The 24,981-nt window shown below is 72.0% G+C and carries 23 protein-coding genes and 1 pseudogene; 12 read left to right on the forward strand and 12 right to left on the reverse strand.

Translation table 11 applies throughout. The annotated features are described in order from the left end of the window. Positions 1-64: 64 nt before the first annotated feature. The 3 genes from DDP54_RS14520 to DDP54_RS14530 all read right to left on the reverse strand — a co-directional run bounded on the left by DDP54_RS14520 (position 65) and on the right by DDP54_RS14530 (position 3,539). Complete coding sequence (locus DDP54_RS14520; RefSeq protein ID WP_109132709.1) at positions 65-1,654, reverse strand: RNA polymerase sigma factor; 1,590 nt, start codon at positions 1,652-1,654, stop codon at positions 65-67. 232 nt (positions 1,655-1,886) lie between these two features. Then, complete coding sequence (locus DDP54_RS14525; protein WP_109132750.1) at positions 1,887-2,285, reverse strand: universal stress protein; 399 nt, start codon at positions 2,283-2,285, stop codon at positions 1,887-1,889. 99 nt (positions 2,286-2,384) lie between these two features. Further along, positions 2,385-3,539: a DUF4192 domain-containing protein gene (locus DDP54_RS14530; RefSeq protein WP_109132710.1), complete on the reverse strand. Its 1,155-nt coding sequence runs from the start codon at positions 3,537-3,539 to the stop codon at positions 2,385-2,387. A gap of 123 nt (positions 3,540-3,662) precedes the next feature. On the opposite strand from DDP54_RS14530, the gene DDP54_RS14535 reads away from it, so the two are divergent. Then, positions 3,663-4,241 (forward strand): hypothetical protein, encoded by a 579-nt coding sequence (locus DDP54_RS14535; RefSeq protein WP_242448489.1) that lies wholly within the window; start codon positions 3,663-3,665, stop codon positions 4,239-4,241. A gap of 19 nt (positions 4,242-4,260) precedes the next feature. After that, positions 4,261-5,379: a polyprenyl synthetase family protein gene (locus DDP54_RS14540; protein ID WP_109132711.1), complete on the forward strand. Its 1,119-nt coding sequence runs from the start codon at positions 4,261-4,263 to the stop codon at positions 5,377-5,379. Positions 5,380-5,419: 40 nt separating this feature from the next. Here the strand turns inward: DDP54_RS14540 and DDP54_RS14545 are convergent, their stop codons facing one another. After that, a complete protein-coding gene (locus tag DDP54_RS14545) occupies positions 5,420-5,842 on the reverse strand; it encodes an Rv2175c family DNA-binding protein (protein WP_109132712.1) in 423 nt (140 codons plus the stop codon). A 166-nt stretch (positions 5,843-6,008) separates the two neighbouring features. Here DDP54_RS14545 and DDP54_RS14550 point away from each other — a divergent pair, with 166 nt between their 5' ends. Together DDP54_RS14550 and pknB are read left to right on the forward strand one after the other, a co-directional pair. Further along, the gene (locus DDP54_RS14550) at positions 6,009-7,244 is read left to right on the forward strand and encodes a LysM peptidoglycan-binding domain-containing protein (protein WP_109132713.1); all 1,236 of its coding nucleotides are present in this window, start codon (positions 6,009-6,011) and stop codon (positions 7,242-7,244) included. Between the two features lie 47 nt (positions 7,245-7,291). Continuing rightward, positions 7,292-9,310, forward strand: a complete 2,019-nt coding sequence (gene pknB, locus DDP54_RS14555) for a Stk1 family PASTA domain-containing Ser/Thr kinase (protein ID WP_242448490.1) — start codon at positions 7,292-7,294, stop codon at positions 9,308-9,310. Positions 9,311-9,387: 77 nt separating this feature from the next. Here the strand turns inward: pknB and DDP54_RS14560 are convergent, their stop codons facing one another. The 3 genes from DDP54_RS14560 to DDP54_RS14570 form a co-directional block, all read right to left on the reverse strand. Then, entirely contained in the window at positions 9,388-10,740 is a 1,353-nt protein-coding gene (locus DDP54_RS14560; protein WP_109132714.1) for a 3-deoxy-7-phosphoheptulonate synthase class II, read from the reverse strand. Continuing rightward, positions 10,737-11,957 carry a pyrophosphate--fructose-6-phosphate 1-phosphotransferase gene (locus DDP54_RS14565; RefSeq protein WP_109132715.1) on the reverse strand — a complete coding sequence of 407 codons (1,221 nt, stop codon included), beginning with the start codon at positions 11,955-11,957 and terminating at the stop codon, positions 10,737-10,739. The genes DDP54_RS14560 and DDP54_RS14565 overlap by 4 nt, the downstream gene beginning before the upstream one ends. Positions 11,958-12,072: 115 nt before the next feature. Next, positions 12,073-12,858 carry a lysophospholipid acyltransferase family protein gene (locus DDP54_RS14570; protein ID WP_109132716.1) on the reverse strand — a complete coding sequence of 262 codons (786 nt, stop codon included), beginning with the start codon at positions 12,856-12,858 and terminating at the stop codon, positions 12,073-12,075. Positions 12,859-12,948: 90 nt separating this feature from the next. On the opposite strand from DDP54_RS14570, the gene DDP54_RS14575 reads away from it, so the two are divergent. Then, positions 12,949-13,575, forward strand: a complete 627-nt coding sequence (locus tag DDP54_RS14575) for a hypothetical protein (protein ID WP_109132717.1) — start codon at positions 12,949-12,951, stop codon at positions 13,573-13,575. A 48-nt stretch (positions 13,576-13,623) separates the two neighbouring features. Here DDP54_RS14575 and DDP54_RS14580 read toward each other — a convergent pair whose 3' ends face one another. Continuing rightward, the gene (locus DDP54_RS14580) at positions 13,624-14,568 is read right to left on the reverse strand and encodes an ROK family glucokinase (protein WP_109132718.1); all 945 of its coding nucleotides are present in this window, start codon (positions 14,566-14,568) and stop codon (positions 13,624-13,626) included. A gap of 230 nt (positions 14,569-14,798) precedes the next feature. Between DDP54_RS14580 and DDP54_RS14585 the strand changes: the two genes are divergently transcribed. Next, positions 14,799-16,619: an AMP-dependent synthetase/ligase gene (locus DDP54_RS14585; RefSeq protein WP_109132719.1), complete on the forward strand. Its 1,821-nt coding sequence runs from the start codon at positions 14,799-14,801 to the stop codon at positions 16,617-16,619. 31 nt (positions 16,620-16,650) lie between these two features. On the opposite strand, the gene DDP54_RS14590 is transcribed toward DDP54_RS14585, so the two are convergent. After that, complete coding sequence (locus tag DDP54_RS14590) at positions 16,651-16,881, reverse strand: hypothetical protein (RefSeq protein ID WP_109132720.1); 231 nt, start codon at positions 16,879-16,881, stop codon at positions 16,651-16,653. Positions 16,882-16,917: 36 nt separating this feature from the next. Then, positions 16,918-18,270 (reverse strand): NYN domain-containing protein, encoded by a 1,353-nt coding sequence (locus DDP54_RS14595; RefSeq protein ID WP_109132753.1) that lies wholly within the window; start codon positions 18,268-18,270, stop codon positions 16,918-16,920. Positions 18,271-18,361: 91 nt separating this feature from the next. Between DDP54_RS14595 and DDP54_RS14600 the strand changes: the two genes are divergently transcribed. Both DDP54_RS14600 and DDP54_RS14605 read left to right on the forward strand, forming a co-directional pair. Then, the gene (locus DDP54_RS14600) at positions 18,362-20,218 is read left to right on the forward strand and encodes a DEDD exonuclease domain-containing protein (protein ID WP_242448491.1); all 1,857 of its coding nucleotides are present in this window, start codon (positions 18,362-18,364) and stop codon (positions 20,216-20,218) included. A gap of 7 nt (positions 20,219-20,225) precedes the next feature. Further along, positions 20,226-20,507 carry an Lrp/AsnC ligand binding domain-containing protein gene (locus DDP54_RS14605; RefSeq protein WP_109132722.1) on the forward strand — a complete coding sequence of 94 codons (282 nt, stop codon included), beginning with the start codon at positions 20,226-20,228 and terminating at the stop codon, positions 20,505-20,507. Positions 20,508-20,579: 72 nt separating this feature from the next. Here the strand turns inward: DDP54_RS14605 and trpD are convergent, their stop codons facing one another. After that, complete coding sequence (trpD, locus tag DDP54_RS14610) at positions 20,580-21,632, reverse strand: anthranilate phosphoribosyltransferase (RefSeq protein WP_109132723.1); 1,053 nt, start codon at positions 21,630-21,632, stop codon at positions 20,580-20,582. Beyond that, the gene (locus DDP54_RS14615; protein WP_109132724.1) at positions 21,629-22,081 is read right to left on the reverse strand and encodes a response regulator transcription factor; all 453 of its coding nucleotides are present in this window, start codon (positions 22,079-22,081) and stop codon (positions 21,629-21,631) included. The genes trpD and DDP54_RS14615 overlap by 4 nt, the downstream gene beginning before the upstream one ends. A gap of 172 nt (positions 22,082-22,253) precedes the next feature. Between DDP54_RS14615 and DDP54_RS14620 the strand changes: the two genes are divergently transcribed. The 4 genes and pseudogenes from DDP54_RS14620 to DDP54_RS14635 all read left to right on the forward strand — a co-directional run. Continuing rightward, positions 22,254-22,901 (forward strand): heme-copper oxidase subunit III, encoded by a 648-nt coding sequence (locus DDP54_RS14620; RefSeq protein ID WP_109132725.1) that lies wholly within the window; start codon positions 22,254-22,256, stop codon positions 22,899-22,901. A 64-nt stretch (positions 22,902-22,965) separates the two neighbouring features. Next, positions 22,966-23,751: a c-type cytochrome gene (locus DDP54_RS14625; protein ID WP_109132726.1), complete on the forward strand. Its 786-nt coding sequence runs from the start codon at positions 22,966-22,968 to the stop codon at positions 23,749-23,751. A gap of 8 nt (positions 23,752-23,759) precedes the next feature. Continuing rightward, positions 23,760-24,785, forward strand: coding sequence for a Rieske 2Fe-2S domain-containing protein (locus DDP54_RS14630; RefSeq protein WP_242448498.1), 1,026 nt, complete (start codon positions 23,760-23,762; stop codon positions 24,783-24,785). Further along, positions 24,782-24,981: pseudogene (locus tag DDP54_RS14635) on the forward strand (ubiquinol-cytochrome c reductase cytochrome b subunit); the annotation flags it as partial. The gene DDP54_RS14630 and the pseudogene DDP54_RS14635, both read left to right, overlap by 4 nt.

Here is a 24,981-nt window from a genome sequence, read left to right on the forward strand (position 1 = left end):
CGACGAAGGCCCGACGCGATCTCGCGTCGGGCCTTCGTCGTTGCTGTCGGTCCAGGTGTCCCGGTCAGTCCAGGTAGTCCCGCAGGACCTGCGACCGCGACGGGTGACGCAGCTTGGACATCGTCTTGGACTCGATCTGCCGGATCCGCTCACGCGTGACCCCGTAGACCTTGCCGATCTCGTCGAGCGTCTTGGGCTGACCGTCGGTCAGGCCGAACCGCATCGAGACGACTCCGGCCTCACGCTCGGAGAGCGTGTCGAGGACCTGGTGCAGCTGCTCCTGCAGGAGCGTGAAGCTGACGGCGTCTGCGGGCACGACGGCCTCGGAGTCCTCGATGAGGTCACCGAACTCGCTGTCGCCGTCCTCGCCGAGCGGGGTGTGCAGCGAGATGGGCTCACGGCCGTACTTCTGGACCTCCACGACCTTCTCAGGGGTCATGTCGAGCTCCTTGGCCAGCTCCTCCGGCGTGGGCTCACGACCCAGGTCCTGGAGCATCTGGCGCTGCACACGCGCGAGCTTGTTGATGACCTCGACCATGTGCACCGGGATGCGGATCGTGCGCGCCTGGTCGGCCATGGCGCGGGTGATCGCCTGCCGGATCCACCACGTGGCGTAGGTCGAGAACTTGTAGCCCTTGGTGTAGTCGAACTTCTCGACCGCGCGGATGAGGCCGAGGTTGCCCTCCTGGATCAGGTCGAGGAAGAGCATCCCGCGACCCGTGTACCGCTTGGCGAGCGAGACCACGAGGCGAAGGTTCGCCTCGAGGAGGTGGTTCTTGGCGCGGCGACCGTCACCGGCGATCCACTCGAACTCGCGGCGGGTCTTCGGCTCGAGCGTGATGCCGGAGTTGAGGCGCTCCTCGGCGAACAGCCCGGCCTCGATGCGCTTGGCGAGGTCGACCTCCTGCTCGGCGTTGAGGAGGGCGACCTTGCCGATCTGCTTGAGGTAGTCCTTGACCGGATCGGCGGTGGCACCGGCGGTCACGACCTGCTGGGCGGGCGCGTCGTCGTCGTCAGCGTCGGAGTAGACGAAGCCGGTGTCCTCGGACTCCTCCTCCGCCTTGGCGGGGGCCGGCTTCTCGTCGTCGGACTCGGCCGCGGCTGTGTCGTCGACGACGACGACGTCCTCGATCGGGACGACCTCGACCGCCTCGATGTCGATGTCGATGTCGACGTCCACGTCGTCGGGCTCGACGACACCGTCGGCCTCGTCGACCTCGGACGCCTTGCGCGCGGACTTGGCGGCGGCGGTCTTGCTGAGCGGCTTGGCCGCTGCGGTCTTGGCAGGTGCCTTGGCGGCCGCACCCGTGGCGGCGGTGGTCGCGGCCTTGGCGCGCGAGGGTCGGCGAGGCGCAGGAGCGTCTCCGCCGGCGGCATCGGGGACCACGGCCTTCGCGACGGTCCGCGACTTGGCGCTCGTGGCGGCAACGGCCCGCAGCTCGGCGACGGGGTGGTCGACCGAGATGCCCACGGTCGACAGCCCGCGCACGACGGCCTTCAGCCGCTTGGCGTCCTGGACCTGGGCCTGGTCGCATGCGTCGCGCAGAGCAGCTGCATCGACGCGTCCGTGTGTCCGACCGCTGATGACGAGCGCCTGAAGTGCGGGGTGCTCGAACTCACGCGGCAGTGCAGGGTGTGGAGAAAGGGACGACACAAACAACCTTTCGGCAGCGAGAGGCCCGGATCAGATCAGCGGGGCCCCCATATTGTACCGGCGGCGTCCCGCGCACACGCCCCCAGACCCGCGGGCAACGTAGAGACGCTGCAGGTAAGGGCCGGGCGGGAGGTGCCCGCGCCGTTCTTCCGGTTGAGCGCGCCAGCTCTCGTGCGCGTTCCGTTGTTCAACGAACGGCCGAACAGGATGATTCCCGGGGCTGTCCCCTGATTCAGGTCGCGACAGGCTTGACGGCCAGCACCGGGCACGGCGCGTCGAGCAGGATGCGCTGCGCGTTGGCTCCGAGGATGAGCTTGCCGATCGGGCTGCGCCGGCGCAGACCGATCACGATCAGCGCGGCTCCCACCTCTTCGGCAGTGCCGATCAGGTCCTCGGCGACGTCGCGTCCGCGCGTGAGCACTCGAAGCTCGTGCGCGACTCCGCGCGCGTCGAGCTCGGCCCGCACGCCGTCGAGCGCCACGTCGAGCTCGCTCCGCTGCTCGTCGGTCTCGTCCCCACGGCCGCTCACCACGACGACGAGTCGCTCGGTGCGGCGTTGGGCCTCCTCCGCTGCAGTCTCGAGCGCAGCACGCCCCTCTGGTGTCGCCAGGTAGCCGACCACGATGGCCATCGGTGTCTCCCTCCCGCTCGCCTCGGCGTCGTCGCCGTGCTCCGTGACGCTACCGGAGCGCGGCGGCTCGGACGACCGGCACGCCACCCGACGGTGCCGTCAGAGTGGCCGACTGATCCATCCGGGTGGGACGGCGGCGGCGAGCGTCGCGTCCAGGAGCTGCGCCAGGGTGTACGCAGGGTCCTCGGCGAGCGCGCGCTCGAGCAGGAGCCTGGCCCGTGCCCCGTCGCCCTGCCACCACGCCAGGAGAGCGAGCAGGGTCAGGGCCGGCGGCTGCGCACCCCGCCGACCGTGCGCGACGACGGACTCGAGGACCCGGACGTGCGCGGCCGTCTCGGCCACAGGCGGCTCGACGGCGCAGCGCGGGTCGATGATCGCCCCGACCGCGTCCGCCATCTCCGAGCTCGCCGCGGTGGCGTCGTCCCGCACGGATCGCTCCGCGAGGTCGCGTGTCCCGGGGACGAGGGTCACGAGGACGCCGTCGCGCACCCGCCGGTCCTCGAGCCCGGCCTCGATCTTCCCCAGAGCCGACGGACCGAGCGGAGCGCTCGCGACCGCTGCGCCGGTCGCGGAGCTCGCGAGCTCGACCTCGACCGCCGCACGCCACGCGGTCACCGACTGCTCTCGCCAGGCGCGCAGCGCGTCGCCACCGTCCCTCTGCGCCTCGTCGGCGCGTGCACGCCACCGGACGGCGACGCGGCTGACGGACCGGCGTGCATTCCCGGGTGCGGGCCGGATCCGGGCGAGGTCCTCGCGGCAGTCGGCGACCGATGAGCCGGCGAGGACCATGTGGGCGCCGACCGCGGTGGACTCCAGGTCTCGCAGGGGGCGTCCGCCGCGCGGGCAGCACTCGCGGTCGTCACAGTCGAGCGCCAGGTATCCGTGCGGCGTCACGACCCACACGACGACCTCACCGAGCAGCGTGTGCGCGGCCTCGCGGAAGTGCTCGGCGGCGGCTCGGGCGACCGTGCGCGTCGGGCCGGGATCGCGGGGGTCGTCCTGCGTGTAGAGCACGAGCACCGCGCCCGACGCACGGTCGGCCACGAGGTGCGAGACGAGGCCTCGGGCGAGCTGCGGGCCCCGCTCCACGTCGGCCAGGTCGGGCAGGTCGACCCGCGCGACGAGCCCGATGCGGCCACGTGGCGGACGGAGGCTCACTGCCACGGCACTGTGGCTGGGCCGGAAGCCGAGCTGATGGGGAAGGTAGGCGAGCATCTCCCGGGGCTCGCTGACCCGGATCGTGGTGGTGTCCATGGGCACAGACCACTGCATGCACTCCCGTCACCGGACCCGGCGACGAGGATCTGTGGATGGTTCACCTGCCTTGGGGCCCTGAGGTCGGGCGAACTGAGCCGGAGCCTCGCGTTACCGTGAGCCGTGCCCGCTCCGAGCTCCCCGCCCCCCGCGTCATCGCACCCGTCGGGCCTCCACCCGCGCCCGGTCCGGCTCGTCGCGCTGGCGACCGGCGCCGTGGCCGCCCTGCTCGTGGCCGCGGCCTGCACCCCGGTCACCGGTCCCGGCGGGCCCTCGGCGTCGGCGACGAGCAGCGCCAGCGCACCGCTGCCGGCCCCGACCGAGTCGCTGCTGACGGAGAGCCCGGACAGCCACTCGTCGGTCGGGAGCCTCGCCGACGGCTTCCCGGTCGATCTCGTGCCGGTGCCCGACGGCGCGGAGGTGCTCGTGTCGTCGGCGGCTCGAGCCGGTGACACCGACCTGTGGGACGTGAGCCTCAACCTGCGGACGGCGCAGGACGCGGCCGGCCTCGTCGACGTCTTCCGCCAGCACCTCGTGGCCGCCGGGTTCGTCGAGACCGCGCCCGAGCACGCCGAGCCCGGGCTCGCGGCGCAGGCCACGTTCAGCCGGAGCGACGGCGCCGAGATCCTCGTCCTCGGGGTGCTCGACCGGGACGGGGTGCGGACCATGACGCTCGGTGGACGCGTGCGCGTCGGATCGTGAGCCGCCTAGGCTCGGCCCCGTGAACAGCCCCACGGCACTGGTCGACGTCGAGGACGTCCGCGCGCACGTGGACGCGGTCCTTGCGCAGCGGGTCGCTGAGCTCCGGGGCGAGCTCGCCCGGTCGGGTGACGACGCGGACCGGCTCGCGGATGCCGTCGCGGTGATGCTCTCCGGCGGGAAGCGCCTGCGGGCAGCGTTCTGCTACTGGTCGTGGCGTGCGCACGGCGGCCTCCCGGGGACCGCGCGCGAGCAGGTCGTCCTGGAGGTCGGTGCCGCGCTCGAGCTGTTCCAGGCGGCGGCGCTGTTCCACGACGACGTGATGGACGACTCGGACACCCGTCGCGGGCTTCCCGCGGCGCACCGGACCTTCGCCGACCTCCACGCGTCGGCGGCGTGGAGCGGCGACGCCCGCCGGTTCGGCGAGTCTGCCGCGATCCTCCTCGGCGACCTGGCGCTCGTGCTGAGCGAGCAGGCGTTCCGTGAGGCGGTCGCCGGTGAGCCGCAGACCCTGCGCACCGAGGCCGGTGCGGTCTTCGACCTGATGCGCACCGAGGTCACGGTCGGCCAGTACCTCGACGTGCTCGCCCAGGCGCTCCCGTGGGGCGAGGACCCGGCCGCTGACGAGGCCCGGGCGCGCGAGGTCATCCGGGCAAAATCCGCCCGCTACAGCGTGGAGCACCCCCTGGTCCTGGGCGCGGTGCTCGCGGAGGCCGGCGACGACGAGATCGACGCGTGCCGGGCGATCGGCCTGCCGCTCGGCGAGGGGTTCCAGCTGCGCGACGACCTGCTGGGGGTGTTCGGCGACCCGGCGACGACGGGCAAGCCCGCGGGCGACGACCTGCGCGAGGGCAAGCGCACGGTGCTCGTGGCCCGAGCCATGGCGCGCGCCCGAGCCGCAGGGGACGAGGGCACGGCAGCGATGCTGCACCACGAGCTCGGACGTCGGGACCTCGACGACCACGCCGCGCGTGCCGTCGCTGACGCGATCGCGGCCACCGGCGCACCCGACGACCTCGAGCAGCTCATCGGCGAGCTCACCCAGGGCGCTCTCGTGGCCCTGAGCGGGCCCCAGCTCGCCGAGCCGGGCCGCACGATGCTCGGACGCCTCGCGCACGCCGCGGTCGACCGCCGCGCCTGAGCGGGCTGCGCCACGCGGCGCCAGCCGAACGGGCCTGGGGCTACAGCAGGGCCTGGGCCTGGCGCCGGACCGCGGTCTTGTGACCCGTCCGCAGAGCCTCGATGGGGGTCATGCCCAGCCCGTCGTCGACCGAGAAGAGCCACTCGATCGCGCCGTCGTCGTCGAACCCGGCGTCCGAGAGCAACGTGAACGTGCCCTGGAGCGCGGCGAGCACGGTCCAGGCGGGAGCCTCTGCATCGCCCTGGACCTCACGGTTCGGGGCGGACGGGTTGGCGAGGTGGCTCGCGACGAAGAAGTCCTCGGGGACCGAGATCACCCGGGGGTCGCCGCGTCGCACCGCCACGATGCGCCCCTCCTGAAGAAGGCGGCGCACCTTGCCGACGTCGATGCCGAGCCGGTCGGCGACGTCGGGAAGGGTCAGCCACGAGCCGACGAGGGAGTCCAGGTGTGCGCTGTCAGTCACGGCGACAGCGTACGCAACTTCCGCGGTTCACCCGTCTGCCTGTGAATGACACCGCCGTAATTCCCCCGGCGCGCTTTCCCCTTGCGCTCCCCTGGGCTACCGTCACAATCATTCACTCCAGTCACACGAGCACCATTCATCACTTGAGCATCATGAGGTCGGACAAATGACGCAGACCGCCCCCGCATCGCCGAGCAGCGCTCTCCGCCCGGCAGACGCGAGCCCACGGCACGCCCAGGTCGCCAGCAGCTCGACGCGTCGACGGGTGACCGGGACGGGCGCGACCGCGACCCTCGTGCTCGCCGCCGTGGCAGTCACGGCGACCGGCGGAGCGGCCCACGCCGACGACCAGTACACCGTGCGCACGGGCGACACCGTCGGCCACATCGCCGCGCGCACCGGCACGACGGTCGCAGCGATCGCAAGGGCGAACGCGCTCGCCGACGCCGCGCGCATCCGCGTCGGGCAGCGCCTCGTCATCCCGAGCAGCTCGACGGCCGTCGCCGTGGCACCCGTCGCCGCCGTCACCGTCGCCCCCGCAGCGGCGACCTACACCGTGGCGAAGGGCGACACCGTCTCGCGCATCGCCACCAGGCAGCACACGACGATCGCGGCGATCGTCGCCGCCAACGGGCTCGACGCGCGCGGGTTCATCCGCATCGGCCAGCAGCTGACCATCCCGGGCGCCGCCGCCGCGACCGCGCAGCCGGTAGCCGCCGCGACGGTCGTGACCACGACGGCGACGACCACCCACACGGTCGTCTCGGGCGAGACGGTCTCCGGGATCGCCAAGAAGCTCGGCACGACGGCCCAGGCGATCGTCGCGGCGAACGGGCTCAACGCCCGCGCCTTCGTCCGCATCGGCCAGAAGCTGACGATTCCCGTCACCGCGACGGCTGCGACCGCGACCGTGCAGCTCGTGAGCAACACGTTCGCGGGCCGCACGTACTCCGACTCCGTCGTCGCCGCCGCGAACGTCAACCAGAGCACGCTCCTCGGCTCGTCTGTGCCCACCAAGTCCCAGATGCAGGCGAAGATCGTGGCCACGGCCCGACAGATGGGGGTCGACCCGTCACTCGCGCAGGCCATCGCCTTCCAGGAGTCCGGGTTCAAGCACACCGTCGTGTCCCCCGCCAACGCCATCGGCGTGATGCAGGTCATCCCGAGCTCGGGCGAGTGGGCGTCGCAGCTCGTCGGACGCTCGCTCAACCTGCTCGACCCCGACGACAACGTCGTGGCAGGCATCGCGATCCTGCGCTCGCTCGTCAAGTCCAGCCCGGACGTGTCGACGGCGATCGCGGGCTACTACCAGGGCGCGGCCTCGGTCCGGCGCAACGGCATGTTCGCCGACACCCGCCGCTATGTCGCGAACGTCCAGACCCACATGACGCGCTTCAGCTGACGAGCACGTCCCCCGGTCGGAGCAACGGCGACCGTAGACTTCGGCCCGTGGGAGCAACCATCACCGATCCGCTCGTCGGCCGCCTGGTCGACGGGCGGTACGAGGTCATGTCCCGCATCGCGCGTGGCGGGATGGCCACGGTGTACCTCGCCATCGACCGTCGGCTCGACCGCGAGGTCGCCCTCAAGGTCATGCACCCCCACCTCGCTGCCGGCACGGACGGCTCGGACTTCGTCGCGCGGTTCCGTCGGGAGGCCCGTGCGGCGGCCCGGCTGACGCACCCGGGCCTCGTCGGCGTCTACGACCAGGGTCTCGACGGTGAGACCAGCTATCTCACGATGGAGTACATCGACGGGACCAACCTGCGCCGTCACCTCAGCGAGCAGGGCTCCCTGACGGTCGGCGCGGCGCTCGACCTCATCGACCGCGTGCTCGATGCGCTCGCCGTCGCTCACCGCGCGGGCCTCGTGCACCGCGACATCAAGCCCGAGAACGTCCTCATCGCTGCCGACAGCCGGGTCAAGGTGGCCGACTTCGGCCTCGCGCGGGCGGTCACCGAGGTCACGTCTGCCACGACCGGGACGGTGTTCGGGACGGTCGCCTACCTCGCCCCCGAGCTCGTCGCTCGCGGCAGCAGCGACGCGCGCACCGACGTGTACGCCATCGGGATCCTGCTCTACGAGATGATCACCGGCCGCCAGCCGTTCGTCGGCGAGACCCCGATCCAGGTCGCGTTCCAGCACGTCAACTCCGACATCCCGGCGGCCTCGGACCTCGTCGGCTGGCTCCCCGTCGAGATCGACGAGCTCATCGGCGCCCTCGCCGCGCGCGAGCCCGACGACCGTCCCATCGACGCGTCCGCAGCGCTCGCGCTCGTCCGACGGACCCGCCTCGCCCTCGACCCCGAGACCCTCGATCGCCGCGCGGACGTCAGCCCGTCGATCTCCCTGCCGCTCGCCACCGACGCCGGCGAGGAGGCGCCCGACGACGATGCGCCGGGCACCGCGCTCGTCGGCCCGACGCCTCCCGACGACTCCCAGGACGTGCCTGCGACCGGCCCGGACGCCGCGACGACCCGGTTCGTCCTCGTCCCCGCGGGAGGCACCGTCGCACTGCCCATCGGCAGCGGCATCCGGCCCACCGCCGACAAGTCCGCGCCGAACCACCGCCGACGTCGCATCATCTGGGCCAGCATCGTCGCGCTCCTGCTCGTCGCCGGCGGCGCGGGTACGTGGTGGTACGTCACCGACGGCCCCGGCGCCTACACGACGGTCCCCCAGGTGGCCGGCGAGGCGCAGGACGTCGCCGCGAGCATCCTGACCGCCCACGGGCTGACGCCTGAGCCGGTCCAGGCGTTCGATCACACCGTGGCCTCGGGCTTCGTCGTCGGCACGACCCCCGCGGAGGGCTCCCGCATCCGCAAGGACGGGACCGTCACGGTGACCGTCTCGAAGGGTCAGGACCTCGTCTCCGTCCCCGACAAGCTCGTCGGCGCGCTGCAGGCCGACGCCGATGCCGCGCTGACCGCAGCCGGCCTCAAGGCCGTGTACGTCGAGGGCAAGCACTACTCCGACATGGCCGGCCTCGGTGTCGTCATCGAGGCGTCGGCGAAGCCCGGCGACCAGCTCGAGCGCTCGTCCGACGTGCTGCTGACGATCTCGGACGGCCCGGCGCCCGTGACGATCGTCTCCGTGGTCGGCGCGACGCAGGACGAGGCGAACAAGCAGCTCGAGAGCATCGGCCTCAAGGTGGCCCTGGCCCCCGCGTTCTCGGACACCGTCGCCCAGGGACGCGTCATCAGCCAGGACCCGCTCCCCCAGGCTGAGGGCCACCACCGCGGCGACACGGTCACGCTGACCATCTCGCAGGGTCGGGAGCTGATCGAAGTGCCCAACGTCGTGAACAAGCCGGCAGACGACGCGATTGCCACGCTCGAGGCCGCCGGGTTCGTGGTCAAGACAGGCAAACCACTCGGCTACGCGGTGGCGAACCGGATCTTCTCTCAGAGTGAGAAGGCGGGCTCCAAGATTCCCAAGGGCAGCGAGATCACCCTCTCGATCGTCTGAGCCGTCTGCGGGCACGTCGGGGCAACCTGACGCAACAACGGGCGCACCCGATCGGGTGCGCCCGTTGCCGTGCAGCCTCAGGACCTGCGCAGCAGCTCCACGACCTGGAACGCCAGCTCGAGCGACTGCTGGTGGTTCAGGCGCGGGTCGACGAGCGTCTCGTAGCGCCGGGCCAGCCCGGCGTCGTCGATCTCCTCTGAGCCGCCCAGCACCTCGGTGACGTCGTCGCCGGTGAGCTCGATGTGCAGCCCGCCGGGAACGGTCCCGAGCGCGCGGTGCACCTCGAAGAACCCCGCGACCTCGTCCATGACGTCGGAGAACCGGCGGGTCTTGTACCCGCTGGCCGACGTGATGCCGTTGCCGTGCATCGGGTCGCACACCCAGGTGACGGGACGACCGTCGGCGGTGACCTTCTCCACGAGCTGCGGCAAGCGTTCCCGGATCTTGCCGGCGCCCATCCGCGTGATGAACGTGATGCGTCCGGGCTCGGCCGTCGGGTTCAGCTTGTCGATGAGCGCGAGCGCGTCGTCGGCGGTCGACGTCGGGCCGAGCTTGATGCCGATCGGGTTGTGGACGCGAGAGAAGTAATCGACGTGCGCGCCGTCGAGCTCGCGCGTGCGCTCACCGATCCACAGGAAGTGGGCCGAGCAGTCGTACGGCAGCCCGGTGCGCGAGTCGATGCGCGTGAGCGGCCGCTCGTAGTCGAGCAGCAGCCCCTCGTGGCTCGAGTAGAAGTCCACGGTGCGCAGCGCGTCGAAGTCGGCTCCGCATGCCGCCATGAACCGGATCGCACGGTCGATCTCGGCGGCGATCTCCTCGTAGCGGGAGTACGCGGGGTTCGCCATGAACCCCTTGTTCCACTCGTGCGCACGCAGCAGCGACGCGAACCCACCCGTGGTGAACGCACGGATCAGGTTCAGCGTCGAGGCGGACGTGTGGTACGCCTCGAGCAGCCGGCGCGGATCGGGCGTGCGGTCCTCGGGGGTGAACTCGAAGCCGTTGATGATGTCGCCGCGGAACGCCGGCAGGGTCACCCCGTCGCGCGTCTCCTCGTCGGAGCTGCGCGGCTTGGCGTACTGCCCCGCCATGCGACCCATCTTGATGACGGGCAGGCTCGCGCCGTAGGTGAGCACGACCGCCATCTGCAGGATCGTCTTGATCTTGTTGCGGATGTTGTCGGCGGTGGCGTCGGCAAACGTCTCCGCGCAGTCGCCCCCCTGCAGCAGGAAGGCCTCCCCGCGCCCCGCGGCCGCGAGCTGGGCCCGCAGCGCGTCCGCCTCCCCCGCGAACACGAGCGGCGGGACCTGGGCGAGCTTGCGGGTGACGGACTCCAGCTCGGCGAGGTCCGGCCAGCGCGGCTGCTGGCGGGCCGACATCGTGCGCCAGTTGTCCAGCCCGGCGAGGACCTGCGGGTCCGCCTCGACGCTCATGAGTGCGCCGCTGGGACCAGGTCCTGGCCGATGTCGGCCAGGAGCTCACCGAACCACGGCACCGAGGTGTCGAACGCCTTGCCGCCCGCGATGCGGGGGAACGCGATGGCCTTGAGGCGGTCGCCGTCCTCCTCGTCGTGCCCGATGACGCCCGACTCGCCCCTGAACGCCGACTCGACCGCGAAGTCGGTCATCGACTTGATGAGGCGGAGGTCCTCGACGTTGGCCGCCGCGGCGCGCGAGTAGTAGCCCGACTTCTGGACCATGGTCTTCTCGGCACCGAGCAGCTTCGAGAACTGCTTCGCGAACCACTGGCCGGGGTTGATCGTGTCGAGCCGGACGTGGCCGAACGCGTCGCGGAGAACCTCGGTGCCCGCGGCCTCGAGCTGCGCGACGATCTCGTGCATGCCTGCGCCCTCGGACAGGAAGATGTTGACGTTGCCGACCTCGTCCATGACCGCGCGCAGGCGCTTGGCCTCGGCCTCGATGTCGAGCGCGAGCTCGGGCAGGAACACCGCGTGGATGTCCCAGCGCTCCCGCGACAGACCGATGCTGGGGACCCACTCCTGCGTGTCGAGCCACTTGCGGTACTCCGAGGCCGCGGCGGCCGTGAGCCACCCGCAGTGCCGACCCATGACCTCGTGGACGATCAGCATGCGCGGTCCGGACCGGTGCTCGCCGATGACGTTCGCGGCGAACCCCGCGGCCTCCTCGGCCGCGGTCCAGGCCCCGAGCGACTGCTTGATCGGGATGACGTCGTTGTCGATCGTCTTCGGCAGGCCGACGACCGTCAGGTGGTAGCCGTGGTCCTCGAGGTACGCGGCGAGGTCGGCGGCCGTCGTGTTGGTGTCGTCGCCGCCGATCGTGTGGAGCACGTCGACGCCGTCGGCCTTGAGCTGCTCGGCAGCGACCTGCAGCGGGTCCTGGCCCTCCTTGACGAGGCCGCGCTTGACGCAGTCGGCCGCGTTGGTGAGCTTGACGCGCGAGTTGCCGATCGGCGAGCCGCCGAACCGGTGCAGGATGCCGGCCTTCGCGCGCGCCTCGGCGTCGACGACGATCTTCGTGCCGGTCAGGAGCCCGTGGTAGCCGTGCTGGTAGGCGATGATCTCGATCTCCGGCGCGAGCTCGGTGTAGCGCTCGATGAGCCCACCGACGGCGGAGGACAGGCACGGGGCGAAGCCGCCTGCGGTCAGGAGCGCGACGCGACGAACCGACATGAGATGCACCTCTCGTTGAACGGGTACCGGAGCCCACATCGTCGGGCGTCACGACGACGAGTCGTCGGGCCCTAGGTCCGGGGAAGGCGTTGCCGCCCGGAGACCGGCGGCGGGTTCATCCTACCGACGGCGCCGCGTCGTCCTCGGGCGGTACCGGCACGTGGACGTCCGGGACGGGTCGGCCGCCGGGGGCCGTCGCGGCCGCGTCGGGCGTCGGGAGCTTCGCCGCGGGGTGACCGGTCGCGATGCGCGCCTTCTGCGTCGCGGCGTACACGTCGACGTACTCCTGGCCGGACAGGCTCATGAGCGAGTACATGATCTCGTCGGTCACCGACCGCAGGATGAAGCGGTCGTTCTCCATGCCCTTGTAGCGGCTGAAGTCGAGCGGCTCGCCGACGACGACGCCGATGCGCACGGGCTTCGGGATGGTCCGACCGATCGGCTGCGCGACGTCGGTCCCGATCATCGCGATCGGGATCACGGGGACGCCGGACTCGAGGGCGAGCCGCGCCACACCCGTCTTGCCGCGGTAGAGCCGACCGTCGGGGCTGCGCGTCCCCTCGGGGTAGATCCCGAACAGCCCGCCCGCCTCGAGCCGCAGGAGGCCGGTGTGAAGGGCCGCCTCGGACGCCTTGCCGCCGCTGCGATCCACCGGGATCGTGCCGACCCCGCGGAAGAAGCCCGCCTTGAGCCGGCCCTTGATCCCGGTGCCCGTGAAGTACTCGGACTTGCCGATGAACACGATCTCCCGGTCCAGGACGAGCGGCAGGACGAACGAGTCGATCACGGCGAGGTGGTTGCTCGCCAGGATCGCACCGCCCGTCGTGGGCACGTTCTCGATGCCGCGCACCCAGGGTCGGAAGAGCAGGTGCAGCAGCGGACCCACGAGGACCCGCTTCATCAGCCAGTAGAACAACCTGCCACCTCTCGACCGAGCCCGGGTTCGTCCCGCGAGCCTCACCATGCACTGGTCCGACTCTAGAGTGCTGCCATGCCACCACGCGCGGACGAGCCCCGCGACGACGCCGACGAGCCTGCCGCCGACGGCTCTCCCGACGTGGGTGCCGACGACTCGTCCGCCGGCGCGCCGGCAGCTGCCGAACCCGCTGCCGAGAACCCCGAGCCCACCGAGGCCGAACGCTGGGACGCGATCGTGGCCCAGCTCTCCGACCTCGACGGGCCGCTGCCCGACACCCCCACAGCCCCCGAGAGCGGCTCCCACGTCGTGTCGTACCCGGTCGCGCCCTGGGTGTCCGACCCTCGTGTGATCCGGCCCGCAGGCGGCCGCGACGTGACCCCGCCGGAGCTGACCGGGCGGGACTGGGACGGCACGGACCAGATCGACGACGCCGAGGCTTCCGTCGACGCCGAGGAGCACTTCGAGCCCCCGGATCCCGGGCCCGTCCTCGGCGGCGATCCGCTGCTCACGATGGCGTGGTTCGCCGCCGCCGGCATGCCGGTCTTCTTCTTCATCCTGCTCATCGCCTGGCGAGACGCCCCGACGGCGCTCGTCGAGGCCGCCGGGGTCGTGTTCGCGCTCGGTGTCGCCGTGCTCGTCTGGCGCATGCCGAACCACCGGCGCGACGACTCCGACGACAACCACGGCGCGGTCGTCTGACCTGCGTCGACCTGCCCTGCCGTCACCCGACGGTAGGGCGCGTGCGGCTCAGAGCCGAGCGAGGTCGGCTGCGCCGACGATCCCGGCGTCGTTCCCCATCGCCGCGAGCTCGATGCGTGCCACGGGCCGGTAGCCCAGCGCCGGCAGCTGGTCCGTGAACCCGCGCCGCGCCGGGGCGAGCAGCAGGTCGCCCGCGGCTCCGACGCCGCCGCCGATGACGATGAGCGCCGGGTCGAGGAGCGCAGCGACCGACGCCGAGCCCTCACCGATCCACCGGCCGAGGTCGGCGAGCAGCTCGATGGCCAGCGGGTCGCCGCCCTGCGCCGCGATGGTGATGTGCGGGCCGACGAGGCCCTCGGCGTCGCCCCCGGCGAGCTCGAGGAGCCGGGCACCGCGGTCCGGCCGCGACACGAGCGCCGCCTTCGCGTTGCGCACGAGCGCGCTGCCCGACGCGTACTGCTCCCAGCAGCCCTCGTGGCCGCAGCCGCAGAAGTGCCCGCCCGGGACGACCCGCATGTGGCCGACCTCCGCGGCGACGCCCCAGGCGCCTCGGACGAGCTTGCCGCCGACGATCACGGCGCCACCGAGACCCGTGCCGATCGTGAGCAGCAGCATGTCGTCGACGTCCCTGCCGACACCGAAGCGGAACTCCGCCCACCCGGCAGCGTTCGCGTCGTTCTCCACGACGATGCGCACGTCGGTGCCGAACTCCGCCGCGACGCGGTCACGCAGCGGGTGGTCCCGCCAGGGCAGGTTGGGGGTGAACAGCACGGTGGCCTGATCCGAGCTGACGAAGCCGGGCGCCGCAAGACCGATGGCGCCGATCTCATGCTCGCTCGCTAGCTCGCGGCACGCGGCGATGACCTCGCGGTCGACGCTGTCCGAGTCTTCGGCGGACGTCCTGCGCAGCGTCTGCGCCAGGATGTTCCCGTCCTCGTCGACGACGCCGGCCGCGATCTTGGTCCCGCCGATGTCCACTCCGATGGCGTGCATGTCCGTCCCTACGTACTCGTCGTGCGGCCGGTCGGGGGGCTCACGCCACCCGTCGATCCGAGCCCTGCCATGGATGCGCGTCCACGCTAGCGCCCCGCGGCGTGGTGCTGCCCCGGGGCCGACGAACGGACCGCGCGCGAAGAATACTCACCCCCGAAACGTACTGGTTAGTACGAAAGTCCCGGTAAGGTGTCCCTTACAACTCTTCGGCCACTGTCACTGGAGCCAGCATGGACGAGTTTCGTACCCCCGCGCTCATCGAGCCGGACCCCACCGAGAACCTCAACGACCTGCTCGCGGCCCGCGTCGCCGCCACGCCGGATCGCGCGGTGGTGGAACGCCGGCTCGTGCCGGACGGCCCCTGGGTCCCCCTGACAGCGCGTGAGTTCGACGCCGAGGTGGTCGCGCTCGCCAAGGGGCTCGTCGCCCGGGGCGTCGAGCCGGGCGACCGGGTCGGGATCTTCTCGCGGACCCGGTACGAGTGGACGCTGCTCGACTGGGCCTGCTGGGCAGCCGCTGCCGTGCCCGTCCCGCTGTACGAGACGTCGTCGGCCGAGCAGGTCCTGTGGATCCTCACCAACTCCGAGGTGTCGCTGCTCGTCGCGGAGTCCGCCGCGCACGCGGCCACCGCCGCCGAGGTGCGGGTCGATGCGCCGACTGTCCGCGAGGTGCTCGTCATCGACGACGGCGCGATCGCGATGCTGGTCGAGGGTGGTCGGGACGTCCCTGACTCCGAGATCGCGCGCCGCAGGGGCCTCGCCCAGCTCGACGACCTCGCGACGATCATCTACACGTCGGGGACCACGGGCCGCCCCAAGGGCGCCGAGCTCACGCACGGCAACTTCTCGGTGCTGACCCGCAACGCGGTCGGTCGCCTCGGTGAGGTCGTGAACTCCCCCGGCTCCCGCACGCTCCTGTTCATGCCGCTCGCGCACGTGTTCGCACGGTTCGTCGAGGTGCTGTGCATCCCGGGCGGCGCTGTCCTCGGCCACACCTCCGACACGAAGAACCTCGTCGCCGACCTCGAGTCGTTCAAGCCGACGTTCATCCTGTCGGTACCGCGAGTGTTCGAGAAGGTCTACAACTCCGCCGAGCAGAAGGCAGCCTCGAGCCCCGCCAAGCTGAAGATCTTCCGCTGGGCCGCGGCCACGGCGATCACGTACTCGCGCGCGCTCGACGCCGCCGGTGGCCCGCCGACGTGGCTCCGGCTGCAGCACCGCCTCGCCGACCGGCTCGTCTACGGCAAGCTCCGGGCGGCGCTCGGTGGGCATGCGGAGTGGGCGATCTCCGGCGGTGCGCCGCTCGGCGAGCGGCTCGGGCACTTCTACCGCGGGCTGGGCCTGCACGTGCTCGAGGGCTACGGGCTGACCGAGACGACGGCACCGGCCACGGTCAACCTGCCGGCGACGACCAAGATCGGGACCGTGGGCCCACCGCTGCCCGGGCACGCGGTCCGCATCGCCGAGGACGGCGAGATCGAGCTCAAGGGCCCGAATGTCTTCCGTGGCTACCACCGCAACGAGGCCGCCACCGCGGAGTCCTTCCACGACGGCTGGTTCCGCACCGGCGACCTCGGGTCGCTCGACGAGCAGGGCTTCCTGCGCATCACGGGCCGCAAGAAGGAGATCATCGTCACCGCAGCGGGCAAGAACGTGGCGCCCGCTGTGCTCGAGGACCGCCTGCGCAGCCACCCGCTCATCAGCCAGGTCGTCGTCGTGGGCGACGCGAGACCGTTCATCGGCGCGCTCGTGACGCTCGACCCCGAGGGCCTGCCTGGCTGGCTGGCGACGCACGGTCACGCTCACCTGACGCTCGAGGAGGCCAGGACGAGCCCTGCCGTGCTCGAGTCGATCGAGAAGGCGGTCGAGCGCGCGAACCGCGCCGTCTCGCGCGCCGAGTCGATCCGCAAGTTCCGCATCCTCCCGGGGGACCTCACCATCGCCAACGGGTACCTGACGCCGAAGCTCAGCATCCGGCGCACGGAGGTCATCAAGGACTTCGCGGCCGAGATCGACGCGCTCTACGAGACGAGCGACGCCCACAGCGACTGACGTGCGCCGCTGACCGCGAGGTGCTCGACGGTCAACCCGTTGCGGCTCGGGCGCCCTCACCGGTGCGCGCCAGCCGCAACGGGGGCACGAGCCCCGATGCCGCGAGCACGCCGATCGCCCCTCGCTCCGCCAGGTCGAGGTCGAACGCCCTGGCGGCGGACGGTGCCGCAGCGCCCGCGCGCACCGGGACGGTCAGGAAGGTCACCACGCAGTCGGCGCACGCCGCGCCCCGGACCGTGCAGCTGTCGCAGTCGATGATCATGCGCCGCACGCTAGCCGCGGCCGCCGACACGCCGGCTCAGAGGCGGGTCAGCCGCGCGAGCAGTGTCTCGGCCGGGACCGCCCACGCACCGCCTGCCTGCACGTCGGCGACCACCTGCTGGTCGCTCGTCACGACGACCACGACCCGACCGGGCGGCTCGGCGCGTACGAGCCGCCGGATCAGGTCGTCGGCGATCTCCCCGACGGAGAACAGCACCCGGACCCCGCGCGCGTAGCCGCCGGTCCGGCGCGGACCCTCCTGGCCGTCGAAGCAGCAGGTGATCTCGACACCGGTGCGCCCGGCGAGGTTCGCGAGCGCACCGACGAGCCGGTGACGCTGGTCGGCGAGCGACAGCTCCCCGTAGGCGCTCTTCGAGACGTTGTACCCGTCGACGACGAGGTGCGCGTGCGGGAGCGCGAGCAGGTCGTCGAGGAGCGCCGGGTCGGTGGCGGCGCGACCCCGTGAGGTGCGCCGCGGCGCGGGCCCCTGGTCGCCCGAGGGCGCCACGAGGTCAGCAGGCCCGAGGCCGACCGGTGGCAGCGCGAGCTCGTCGCGGAGCGCGTCCGCAGCGTCGACGATGGTGTCCAGCAGCAGTCGCACGCGTGTCTCGGCGAGCCCACGGGCCAAGCGGGACTCCCCTCGGACCACGAGCCGCTCGGCCTCGGCGGAACGTTCCACGTCCATGGCCCTGGCCAGCAGGTCCCCCGCCTCGACCCGCAGCCGCTCGGCCTCGACCCGGTCGGCCTGCGCCTCACCCAGTGCCCGTCGAGCCTCGCTGCGGGCGCGGTCTGCGTCCGAGCGCAGCCGCCTCTGCTCGCGGCGCAGGGTCGCGGCGTCGCTCCGGGCCTCCTCGGCCTCGACGAGGGCGACACCGAGCCGTGCCGCGAGCTGTGCGGCGTCGGCCTCGGCGCGGTCCGCCCGCTCCTGCGCGGCCTCCAGGGTCCGTGCTGGCACGCCCCCCTCGACCGTGCCCTGCTCCGCCAGCGCCCGTGACGCTGCGACCAGCAGGTCCTCCCAGCCCGCGGGTCGCAGCAGCCAGGCGCCGACGGCGACCTCGGCAGCCGACCCGGCGGCGAGCTCGGCGACCTCGTGGTCGTCCACGCCGTCGTGCGTCCCGACGAGGCTGTCCGCGAGCGTCGGCCGCGCCTGGCTCCAGACGCGCGCGACGCGGCCACGGAAGCCGTCGTCCAGCGTGAGGGTGGTCCACAGCGGCAGAGCCCCGGCGGTCGCACGACGACGCGGCGCGAACCGGTGCACCTGGCGCAGCGCGACCGGGACCTCCGTCGGCTCGAGCGACCCGAGGACCTCCGCCGCGGTCCGCAGGATCGCGGCACGCACGTCGGCAGGCAGCTCGTCGGCGCCCCCGGCCGTCTGCGCACGCTTCGTCATGCCGCCCACCCTAGGTGGCGACACGCCGCCCACATCTGCGCGGCGAGCCGACTGGCGCAGCATGTCGGTCACGGCGGCTAGCCTCCGGGTCATGGTGTCGATCCCCCGTCAGCGCCGGCCGTTGGCCCGCGCCGACCTGACGCCACCGACGACCGGCCGCCCGGTCCAGCTCACGCTCGACGAGCTCGGCACGCCGTTGTCGGACGTCACGTTCGTGGTCGTCGACCTCGAGACGACGGGCGGCACCCCGGGCTCGTGCGCGATCACCGAGATCGGCGCCGTCAAGGTGCGGGGCGGCGAGGTCCTCGGGGAGTTCCAGACGCTCGTCGACCCGGGCGGGCCCGTCCCGGCGTTCATCTCCGTGCTGACCGGCATCACGACCTCGATGGTGATCGGCGCACCCCGCATCGCGGAGGTCCTGCCGAGCTTCCTCGAGTTCGCACGCGGGTCGGTCCTCGTCGCGCACAACGCTCCCTTCGACATCGGGTTCCTCAAGGCCGCCGCCGCCGAGACGGGCTACCCGTGGCCGGGCAACCAGGTGCTCGACACCGTGCGGCTGGCACGCCGCGTCGTCACCCGCGACGAGGCCCCCAACCACAAGCTCGGCACGCTCGCGGCGCTGTTCCGGGCGACGGTCACGCCCGACCACCGCGCGCTGTCCGACGCGCGCGCCACCGTCGACGTGCTGCACGCGCTGCTCAGCCGACTCGCGCCGCTCGGCATCACGCACCTCGAGGACCTCGCGTCCGCGACCGACCCCGTCCCCTCGGACGTCCGCCGCAAGCGCCACCTCGCCGACGGCCTGCCCGACGCACCGGGCGTCTACATGTTCCGCGGCCCGCACGACGAGGTCCTGTACGTCGGGACCTCGACGTCGATCCGCACCCGCGTCCGGAGCTACTTCACGGCCGCCGAGAAGCGCGCCCGGATGACCGAGATGGTCCGCATCGCGCACGAGGTCACGCCCGTCGTGTGCGCGACACCGCTCGAGGCGCAGGTCCGGGAGCTCCGGCTGATCGCGGAGCACTCGCCGCGGTACAACCGTCGCTCGCGCTTCCCCGAGCGCATGCCCTGGGTGCGCCTGACCCACGAGCCGTTCCCCCGGCTCTCCATCGTCCGCGAGGTCCGGGGCGACGCGGGTGAGCGCGGGAGCACGGACGGCCCCGTCTCGGCCCACATCGGACCGTTCGCCTCGCAGGGTGCGGCGCAGGCGGCGATCGACGCCCTCCACGAGACGTTCGCGATCCGTCAGTGCACACCCCGTCTGCCCCTCGTCGCAGCGCAAGGCGCGAGCGCGTGCGCCCTCGCCGAGATGGGCCGCTGCGCCGCACCGTGCACAGGGCACCAGGACCCGAGCGGCTACGCCGACGTCGTCCACGCCGTCCGGTCCGCGATGCTCTCCGATCCGACGGCGGTGGTCGGTGCCCACGCCACCCGCATCGCCACCCTCGTCGCCCAGGAGCGGTTCGAGGAGGCAGGAGCCGTGCGGGACAGGCTGACCGCGTTCCTGCGCGGCGCTGCTCGTGCGCAGCGGCTCGCCCCGCTGTCCGCCTGCCCCGAGCTCGTCGCGGCCCGGCGGTCTCCCGGCGGCGGCTGGGAGGTCGTCCTCATCCGGTACGCGCGGCTCGCTGCCACGGCAACGGTGGATCGCACCGACGACCCGTGGCCCGTCATCGAGTCGCTGCGCCTGTCTGCCGAGCACGTCGAGCGCCCCGTCGCCCCAGCGCCCGCCGGGCACCCCGAGGAGGCCGACCTGCTGCTCGCGTGGCTCGACTCCCCGGGCGTGCGGCTCGTCGAGGTCCCCGAGGGGTGGGCGTGCCCGGTGCGCGGCGCCCAGTCGTGCGCCGGTGCCGAGGCCACGGCGGCGTCCGTCTCGGCGTACCTCGCCGCAGCGCTGCCCGACGATGCCGGGTCACGCGTGCGCGCCGACACCGTGGGCGCGGCATGATGGCCGCATGCTGACTGCCATCGTCCTCATCGACACCGACGCCGCCCGCATCCCCGAGGTCGCTGCGGCGATCGCGGAGGTCCCCGGCGTCAGCGAGGTCTACTCCGTGACCGGCGAGGTCGACCTCATCGCGCTCGTGCGGGTCCGCGAGCACGACCAGCTCGCCGACGTCATCGCCGACCACCTGAGCAAGGTCGAGGGCGTGCTCCGGACGCAGACGTACATCGCGTTCCGGACCTACTCCAAGCACGACCTCGACGAGGCCTTCTCGCTCGGCCTGGACGACTGAGTCTCGAGTCGACGGTCGACGGTCGACGGTCGACGGCCGACCTTCGACTTCGGACTCTCGACCGCTCAGGGGTCAGGAGGCGGCCGAGGCCGCCCTCCACCGCTCGAGGACGTCGAGCGCGGCCCCGGAGTCGACCGACTCGCCGGCGAGCCGCAGACCGGCTCTCAGGCGCTCGACGAGGGTCCCGCGAGCGGTGCCCGGCAGGGTCCCGTCAGCCACCAGACCCGCCGCGGCGTTGAGCAGCACCGTCTCGCGTGCGGGGACGAGCTCCCCCGCCAGCACGGCGCGGACGACGCCGGCGTTGAGCTCCGACGCGCCGCCACGCAGGTCCGCGATCTCGAGGGCGGTGAGCCCGAGGTCCACCACAGCATCGAAGCGGTGCTCGACCACGAGGCCGTCGCGCACCTCCCAGACGGTCGAGGGTGCCGTGGGGGCGAGCTCGTCGAGGCCGTCGTCGTTGCGGAAGACGAGCGCGCTCGTCCCCCGCCCCGCCAGGACGCTCGCCATGAGGACGGCCATGCGCGCGTCGGCGACACCGATGGCCGCGGCTGCGGGCGACGCGGGATTGGTGACGGGGCCGAGAAAGTTGAACGCCGTGGCGATGCCCAGCTCACGGCGGGCGACGGCGGCGTGGCGCATCGACGGGTGGAACACCTGCGCGAAGCAGAACGTGATGCCGACCTCGGTCGCCAGCTCGGCGACGCGCCCGACAGTGTGGTCGAGCCGGATGCCGAGCGCCTCGAGCACGTCCGCCGACCCGGTGGACGACGACGAGGCACGCCCGCCGTGCTTGACGACGCGCAGACCGGTCCCGGCGATCACGATCGAGGCCATCGTCGAGATGTTCACGGTGTGAGCGCGGTCCCCGCCCGTGCCGACGATGTCGACGGTGCGCCCGGGGACCTCGATCCGGACCGCGTGAGCGAGCATCGTGTCAGCGAGGGCGCCGAACTCCTCCGCGGTCTCTCCCTTGCTGCGCAGTGCGACCAGGAACCCCGCGACCTGCACCGGAGACGCGTCCCCGGTCATGATCTCGCCCATCGCCCACGCAGCCTGCTGGGGCGTGAGGTCCGTGCGCGCGACGAGGGCCGTCAGCACGTCGGACCACGTCGCCGTGATGCTCATGCCGTCAGCGCACGCGCAGCGATGAGGTCGGCCACGACAACGGGCAGCTTGACGGGATCGATCGGCCGGCTCACGACCGCGTCCGCCCGCGACCACGACGCGAGCCACGCGTCCTGCTCGCGGCCGGTCAGCAGCAGGACCGGCGGGCACTGGTAGATCTCGTCCTTGAGCTGGCGCGCGATGCCCATCCCGCCGACCTTCCCCGCCTCGCCGTCGAGCACGAGCAGGTCGAACCCGCCGAGCTCGACCTGGCGGATGACCTCGGCGGCGGTGGCCACCTCGACCCACCGGATGTCCGGCGCGCCGCGCCCCAGCCGGCACCCCACGGCGAGCCTGACCTGCTCGCGCGTGTCGACGTCGTCGCTGTACAAGAGGATCGCGGGGGCCGCGCCCCGTGTGCCCTCCACGCCGTCAGATCGTGGCTGGTCGTGCTGCTCGGCGGTTCCCATGATGCATCCTCACTCGTCGTCGACGTGCCTGAAAGGCATCTTGGCACGTCGGGGCGGCCCGGTGCTCACGCCGTCTGACAGCCGCGCCGAGGCCACCCGGAACTGACGATGTGACATATCCCGTGAGTGTCATCTAGGCCTAACGACCCATGCGCGCCTCCGATCGGCCATAATGGCCAACGTGTCGACCGCAACGGCTGCCCCCCGCACCGCACCACACGTGAGCGTCAACCGGCCGAACCCCGTGTCGGTGGGAACGATCGTGTGGCTCGCCAGCGAGCTCATGTTCTTCGCCGGCCTGTTCGCCATGTACTTCAGTCTCCGCGGCGCGGTGCCTGATGAGTGGGCGGCACAGACGCCGAAGCTCAACCTGACCTTCGCCGCCATCAACACGACAGTGCTCGTGCTGTCGTCGGTCACGTGCCAGATGGGCGTCTGGGCCGCCGAGCGGTTCCAGCCGTCCCGGACCGGCTCGATCTTCCAGCCCGCGCGCTGGGGCATGAACGAGTGGGTCACCCTCACGTACGTCATGGGCGCCGTGTTCGTCGGCGGTCAGATGTACGAGTACGCCGGCCTCGTGAGCGAGGGCCTGACCATCGCCTCGAGCCCCTACGGCTCCGTCTTCTACCTCACGACGGGGTTCCACGCCCTGCACGTCATCGGCGGGCTCCTGGCATTCCTGTTCCTGCTCGGCCGCTCGTTCGCGGCCAAGCGGTTCGGCCACCACGAGGCCACGACGGCGATCGTGACGTCGTACTACTGGCACTTCGTCGACGTCGTCTGGATCGCGCTGTTCGCGGTCATCTACCTGCTGCGCTGATCTCCCGGCGGACGCACAGCGTCCCCACCGCCCCCACCCCCACGTGCGAGACGAGGAACGATCCGTGAAGGCACTCGCAGCCCGCAGGCACTCCCGGCATGCGCCGGTCGCACTGCTCCTGCTGGCGCTGCTGGTCACCGGCGGCCTGTACGCCGTCCTGGCGCCGACCACTGCCGACGCCGCCCCCGCGGCGACCAGCACGAACGACGTCGCGACCGGCAAGAAGCTGTTCCAGGCCAACTGCGCCACGTGCCACGGCGCCTCGGCCGAGGGAACCGCAAGTGCACCGTCGCTCGTCGGTGTCGGCGCCGCGGCGGTGGACTTCCAGGTCGGCACGGGTCGCATGCCCGCACAGATGAGCGGTCCGCAGGTCGAGGCCAAGGAGGTGCAGTTCGACGCCGCGCAGATCGAGCAGCTCGCGGCCTACGTCGCGTCGCTCGGCGCCGGTCCGTCGATCCCCTCGGCGGACGACGTCGACCCGGCCAAGGGCAACGTCGCCAACGGCATGGCGCTGTTCCGCACGAACTGCGCGATGTGCCACAACGCCGTCGGCATCGGCGGCCCGCTCTCGGAGGGCAAGTTCGCACCGACGCTCATGGCGACGACACCCACGCACATCTTCGAGGCGATGCTGACGGGCCCGCAGTCGATGCCGGTCTTCAACAGCGCCAACCTGTCGGCGCAGGACAAGCGCGACGTCATCGCGTACCTCGACGCACAGAAGCAGGGCTCCCCCGGCGGGTCGACCCTCGGGTCCATCGGGCCGGTCGGTGAGGGCCTGTGGGTGTGGGTCATCGGCATCGGCCTGCTGATCGGCGCGGCCGTCTGGATCGGAGCGAAGTCCTCGTGAGCACGCACGTGAACCCCGGCCACCAGGCGTCGAACGAGGTCGTCCCGGCACGGCAGACGGTCCCCGACCGGTTCGAGAACCCCGGTCACCCCGAGCACCACGACCGCCGGTCCGACGTCGACCCCGCCGCGGACAAGCGCGCCGAGCGTCAGGTCGTCGTGATGCTCACGGTCTCGATCCTCGGCACCATCGGGTTCGTCGTCGCGTACTTCGCCGCCCCGCCCGGCCAGACCGTCGCCAGCATGCGGACGTCGAACCTCTTGCTCGGCCTGACGCTGTTCTTCGCGCTCGGCGGCATCGGCACCGCGGCCGTCCACTGGGCGAAGTCCATCATGAACGACCACGAGAAGTCCGAGGAGCGCCACCCGCAGCGCAGCTCCGACGAGACGCGTGCGGCGGCGATCGAGGTCCTGTCCGAGGGTGCCGCCGACTCCGGCATCGGTCGCCGCGGGATCCTCAAGGGCGCCCTCGTGTCGGCACTCGCGCTGTTCCCGCTGACCATCGTCCTGCCGCTGATCGGCAACGTCGGCGAGGACTGGGACGTCTCGAAGTACAAGCACACGTGGTGGAAGAAGGGCACGAAGCTCGCCAAGGATCCGTCGGGCCAGCCAATCAAGGCCTCCGACGTGACGATCGGCTCCGTGTTCCACGTCATCCCCGCGGACCTCGAGGAGGCCGAGCACCCGCTCGACGAGAAGGCCAAGGCCGTGGTCCTGCTCGTCCGTCTCGACCCGCGCGACCTCAAGGAGGCGGACGACCGCAAGGGCTGGTCGTACGACGGCATCGTCGCGTACTCGAAGATCTGCACCCACGTCGGTTGCCCCGTCGCGCTGTACGAGCAGCAGACGCACCACCTGCTGTGCCCCTGCCACCAGTCCACGTTCGACGTGGCGGACGGTGCCAAGGTGGTCTTCGGGCCGGCCAAGCGGCCCCTGCCGCAGCTGCCCATCGAGGTCGACGCCGAGGGCTACCTCGTCGCGCAGTCGGACTTCCACGAACCTGTCGGACCGAGCTTCTGGGAGCGCCTCAAGTGAGCACGACCACCTCGCGCGGCGCAGGGCCCGCAGCGGCGACCGCGGACTACCTCGACCAGCGCACCGGGATCGGGACCGCCGTCAAGGCGTTCGCCCGCAAGATCTTCCCCGACCACTGGTCGTTCCTGCTCGGTGAGATCGCGCTGTTCAGCTTCGTCGTCCTGCTCATCTCCGGGGTGTTCCTGACCGCGTTCTT

It is taken from the genome of Cellulomonas sp. WB94 (assembly GCF_003115775.1).
Lineage (GTDB): Bacteria > Actinomycetota > Actinomycetes > Actinomycetales > Cellulomonadaceae > Cellulomonas_A.

What these genes read in the sequence shown, in the direction of transcription:
- DDP54_RS14550 (WP_109132713.1), top strand. Translation starts at nt 6,009, where the DNA reads ATGACGCAGACCGCCCCCGCATCGCCGAGCAGCGCTCTCCGCCCGGCA.
- DDP54_RS14575 (WP_109132717.1), top strand. Translation starts at nt 12,949, where the DNA reads ATGCCACCACGCGCGGACGAGCCCCGCGACGACGCCGACGAGCCTGCC.
- DDP54_RS14580 (WP_109132718.1), bottom strand. Translation starts at nt 14,568, where the DNA reads ATGCACGCCATCGGAGTGGACATCGGCGGGACCAAGATCGCGGCCGGC.
- DDP54_RS14585 (WP_109132719.1), top strand. Translation starts at nt 14,799, where the DNA reads ATGGACGAGTTTCGTACCCCCGCGCTCATCGAGCCGGACCCCACCGAG.
- DDP54_RS14560 (WP_109132714.1), bottom strand. Translation starts at nt 10,740, where the DNA reads ATGAGCGTCGAGGCGGACCCGCAGGTCCTCGCCGGGCTGGACAACTGG.
- DDP54_RS14605 (WP_109132722.1), top strand. Translation starts at nt 20,226, where the DNA reads ATGCTGACTGCCATCGTCCTCATCGACACCGACGCCGCCCGCATCCCC.
- DDP54_RS14570 (WP_109132716.1), bottom strand. Translation starts at nt 12,858, where the DNA reads ATGAAGCGGGTCCTCGTGGGTCCGCTGCTGCACCTGCTCTTCCGACCC.
- DDP54_RS14525 (WP_109132750.1), bottom strand. Translation starts at nt 2,285, where the DNA reads ATGGCCATCGTGGTCGGCTACCTGGCGACACCAGAGGGGCGTGCTGCG.
- DDP54_RS14595 (WP_109132753.1), bottom strand. Translation starts at nt 18,270, where the DNA reads ATGACGAAGCGTGCGCAGACGGCCGGGGGCGCCGACGAGCTGCCTGCC.
- DDP54_RS14620 (WP_109132725.1), top strand. Translation starts at nt 22,254, where the DNA reads ATGGCCAACGTGTCGACCGCAACGGCTGCCCCCCGCACCGCACCACAC.
- DDP54_RS14565 (WP_109132715.1), bottom strand. Translation starts at nt 11,957, where the DNA reads ATGTCGGTTCGTCGCGTCGCGCTCCTGACCGCAGGCGGCTTCGCCCCG.
- DDP54_RS14615 (WP_109132724.1), bottom strand. Translation starts at nt 22,081, where the DNA reads ATGGGAACCGCCGAGCAGCACGACCAGCCACGATCTGACGGCGTGGAG.
- DDP54_RS14600 (WP_242448491.1), top strand. Translation starts at nt 18,362, where the DNA reads ATGGTGTCGATCCCCCGTCAGCGCCGGCCGTTGGCCCGCGCCGACCTG.
- trpD (WP_109132723.1), bottom strand. Translation starts at nt 21,632, where the DNA reads ATGAGCATCACGGCGACGTGGTCCGACGTGCTGACGGCCCTCGTCGCG.
- DDP54_RS14590 (WP_109132720.1), bottom strand. Translation starts at nt 16,881, where the DNA reads ATGATCATCGACTGCGACAGCTGCACGGTCCGGGGCGCGGCGTGCGCC.
- DDP54_RS14530 (WP_109132710.1), bottom strand. Translation starts at nt 3,539, where the DNA reads ATGGACACCACCACGATCCGGGTCAGCGAGCCCCGGGAGATGCTCGCC.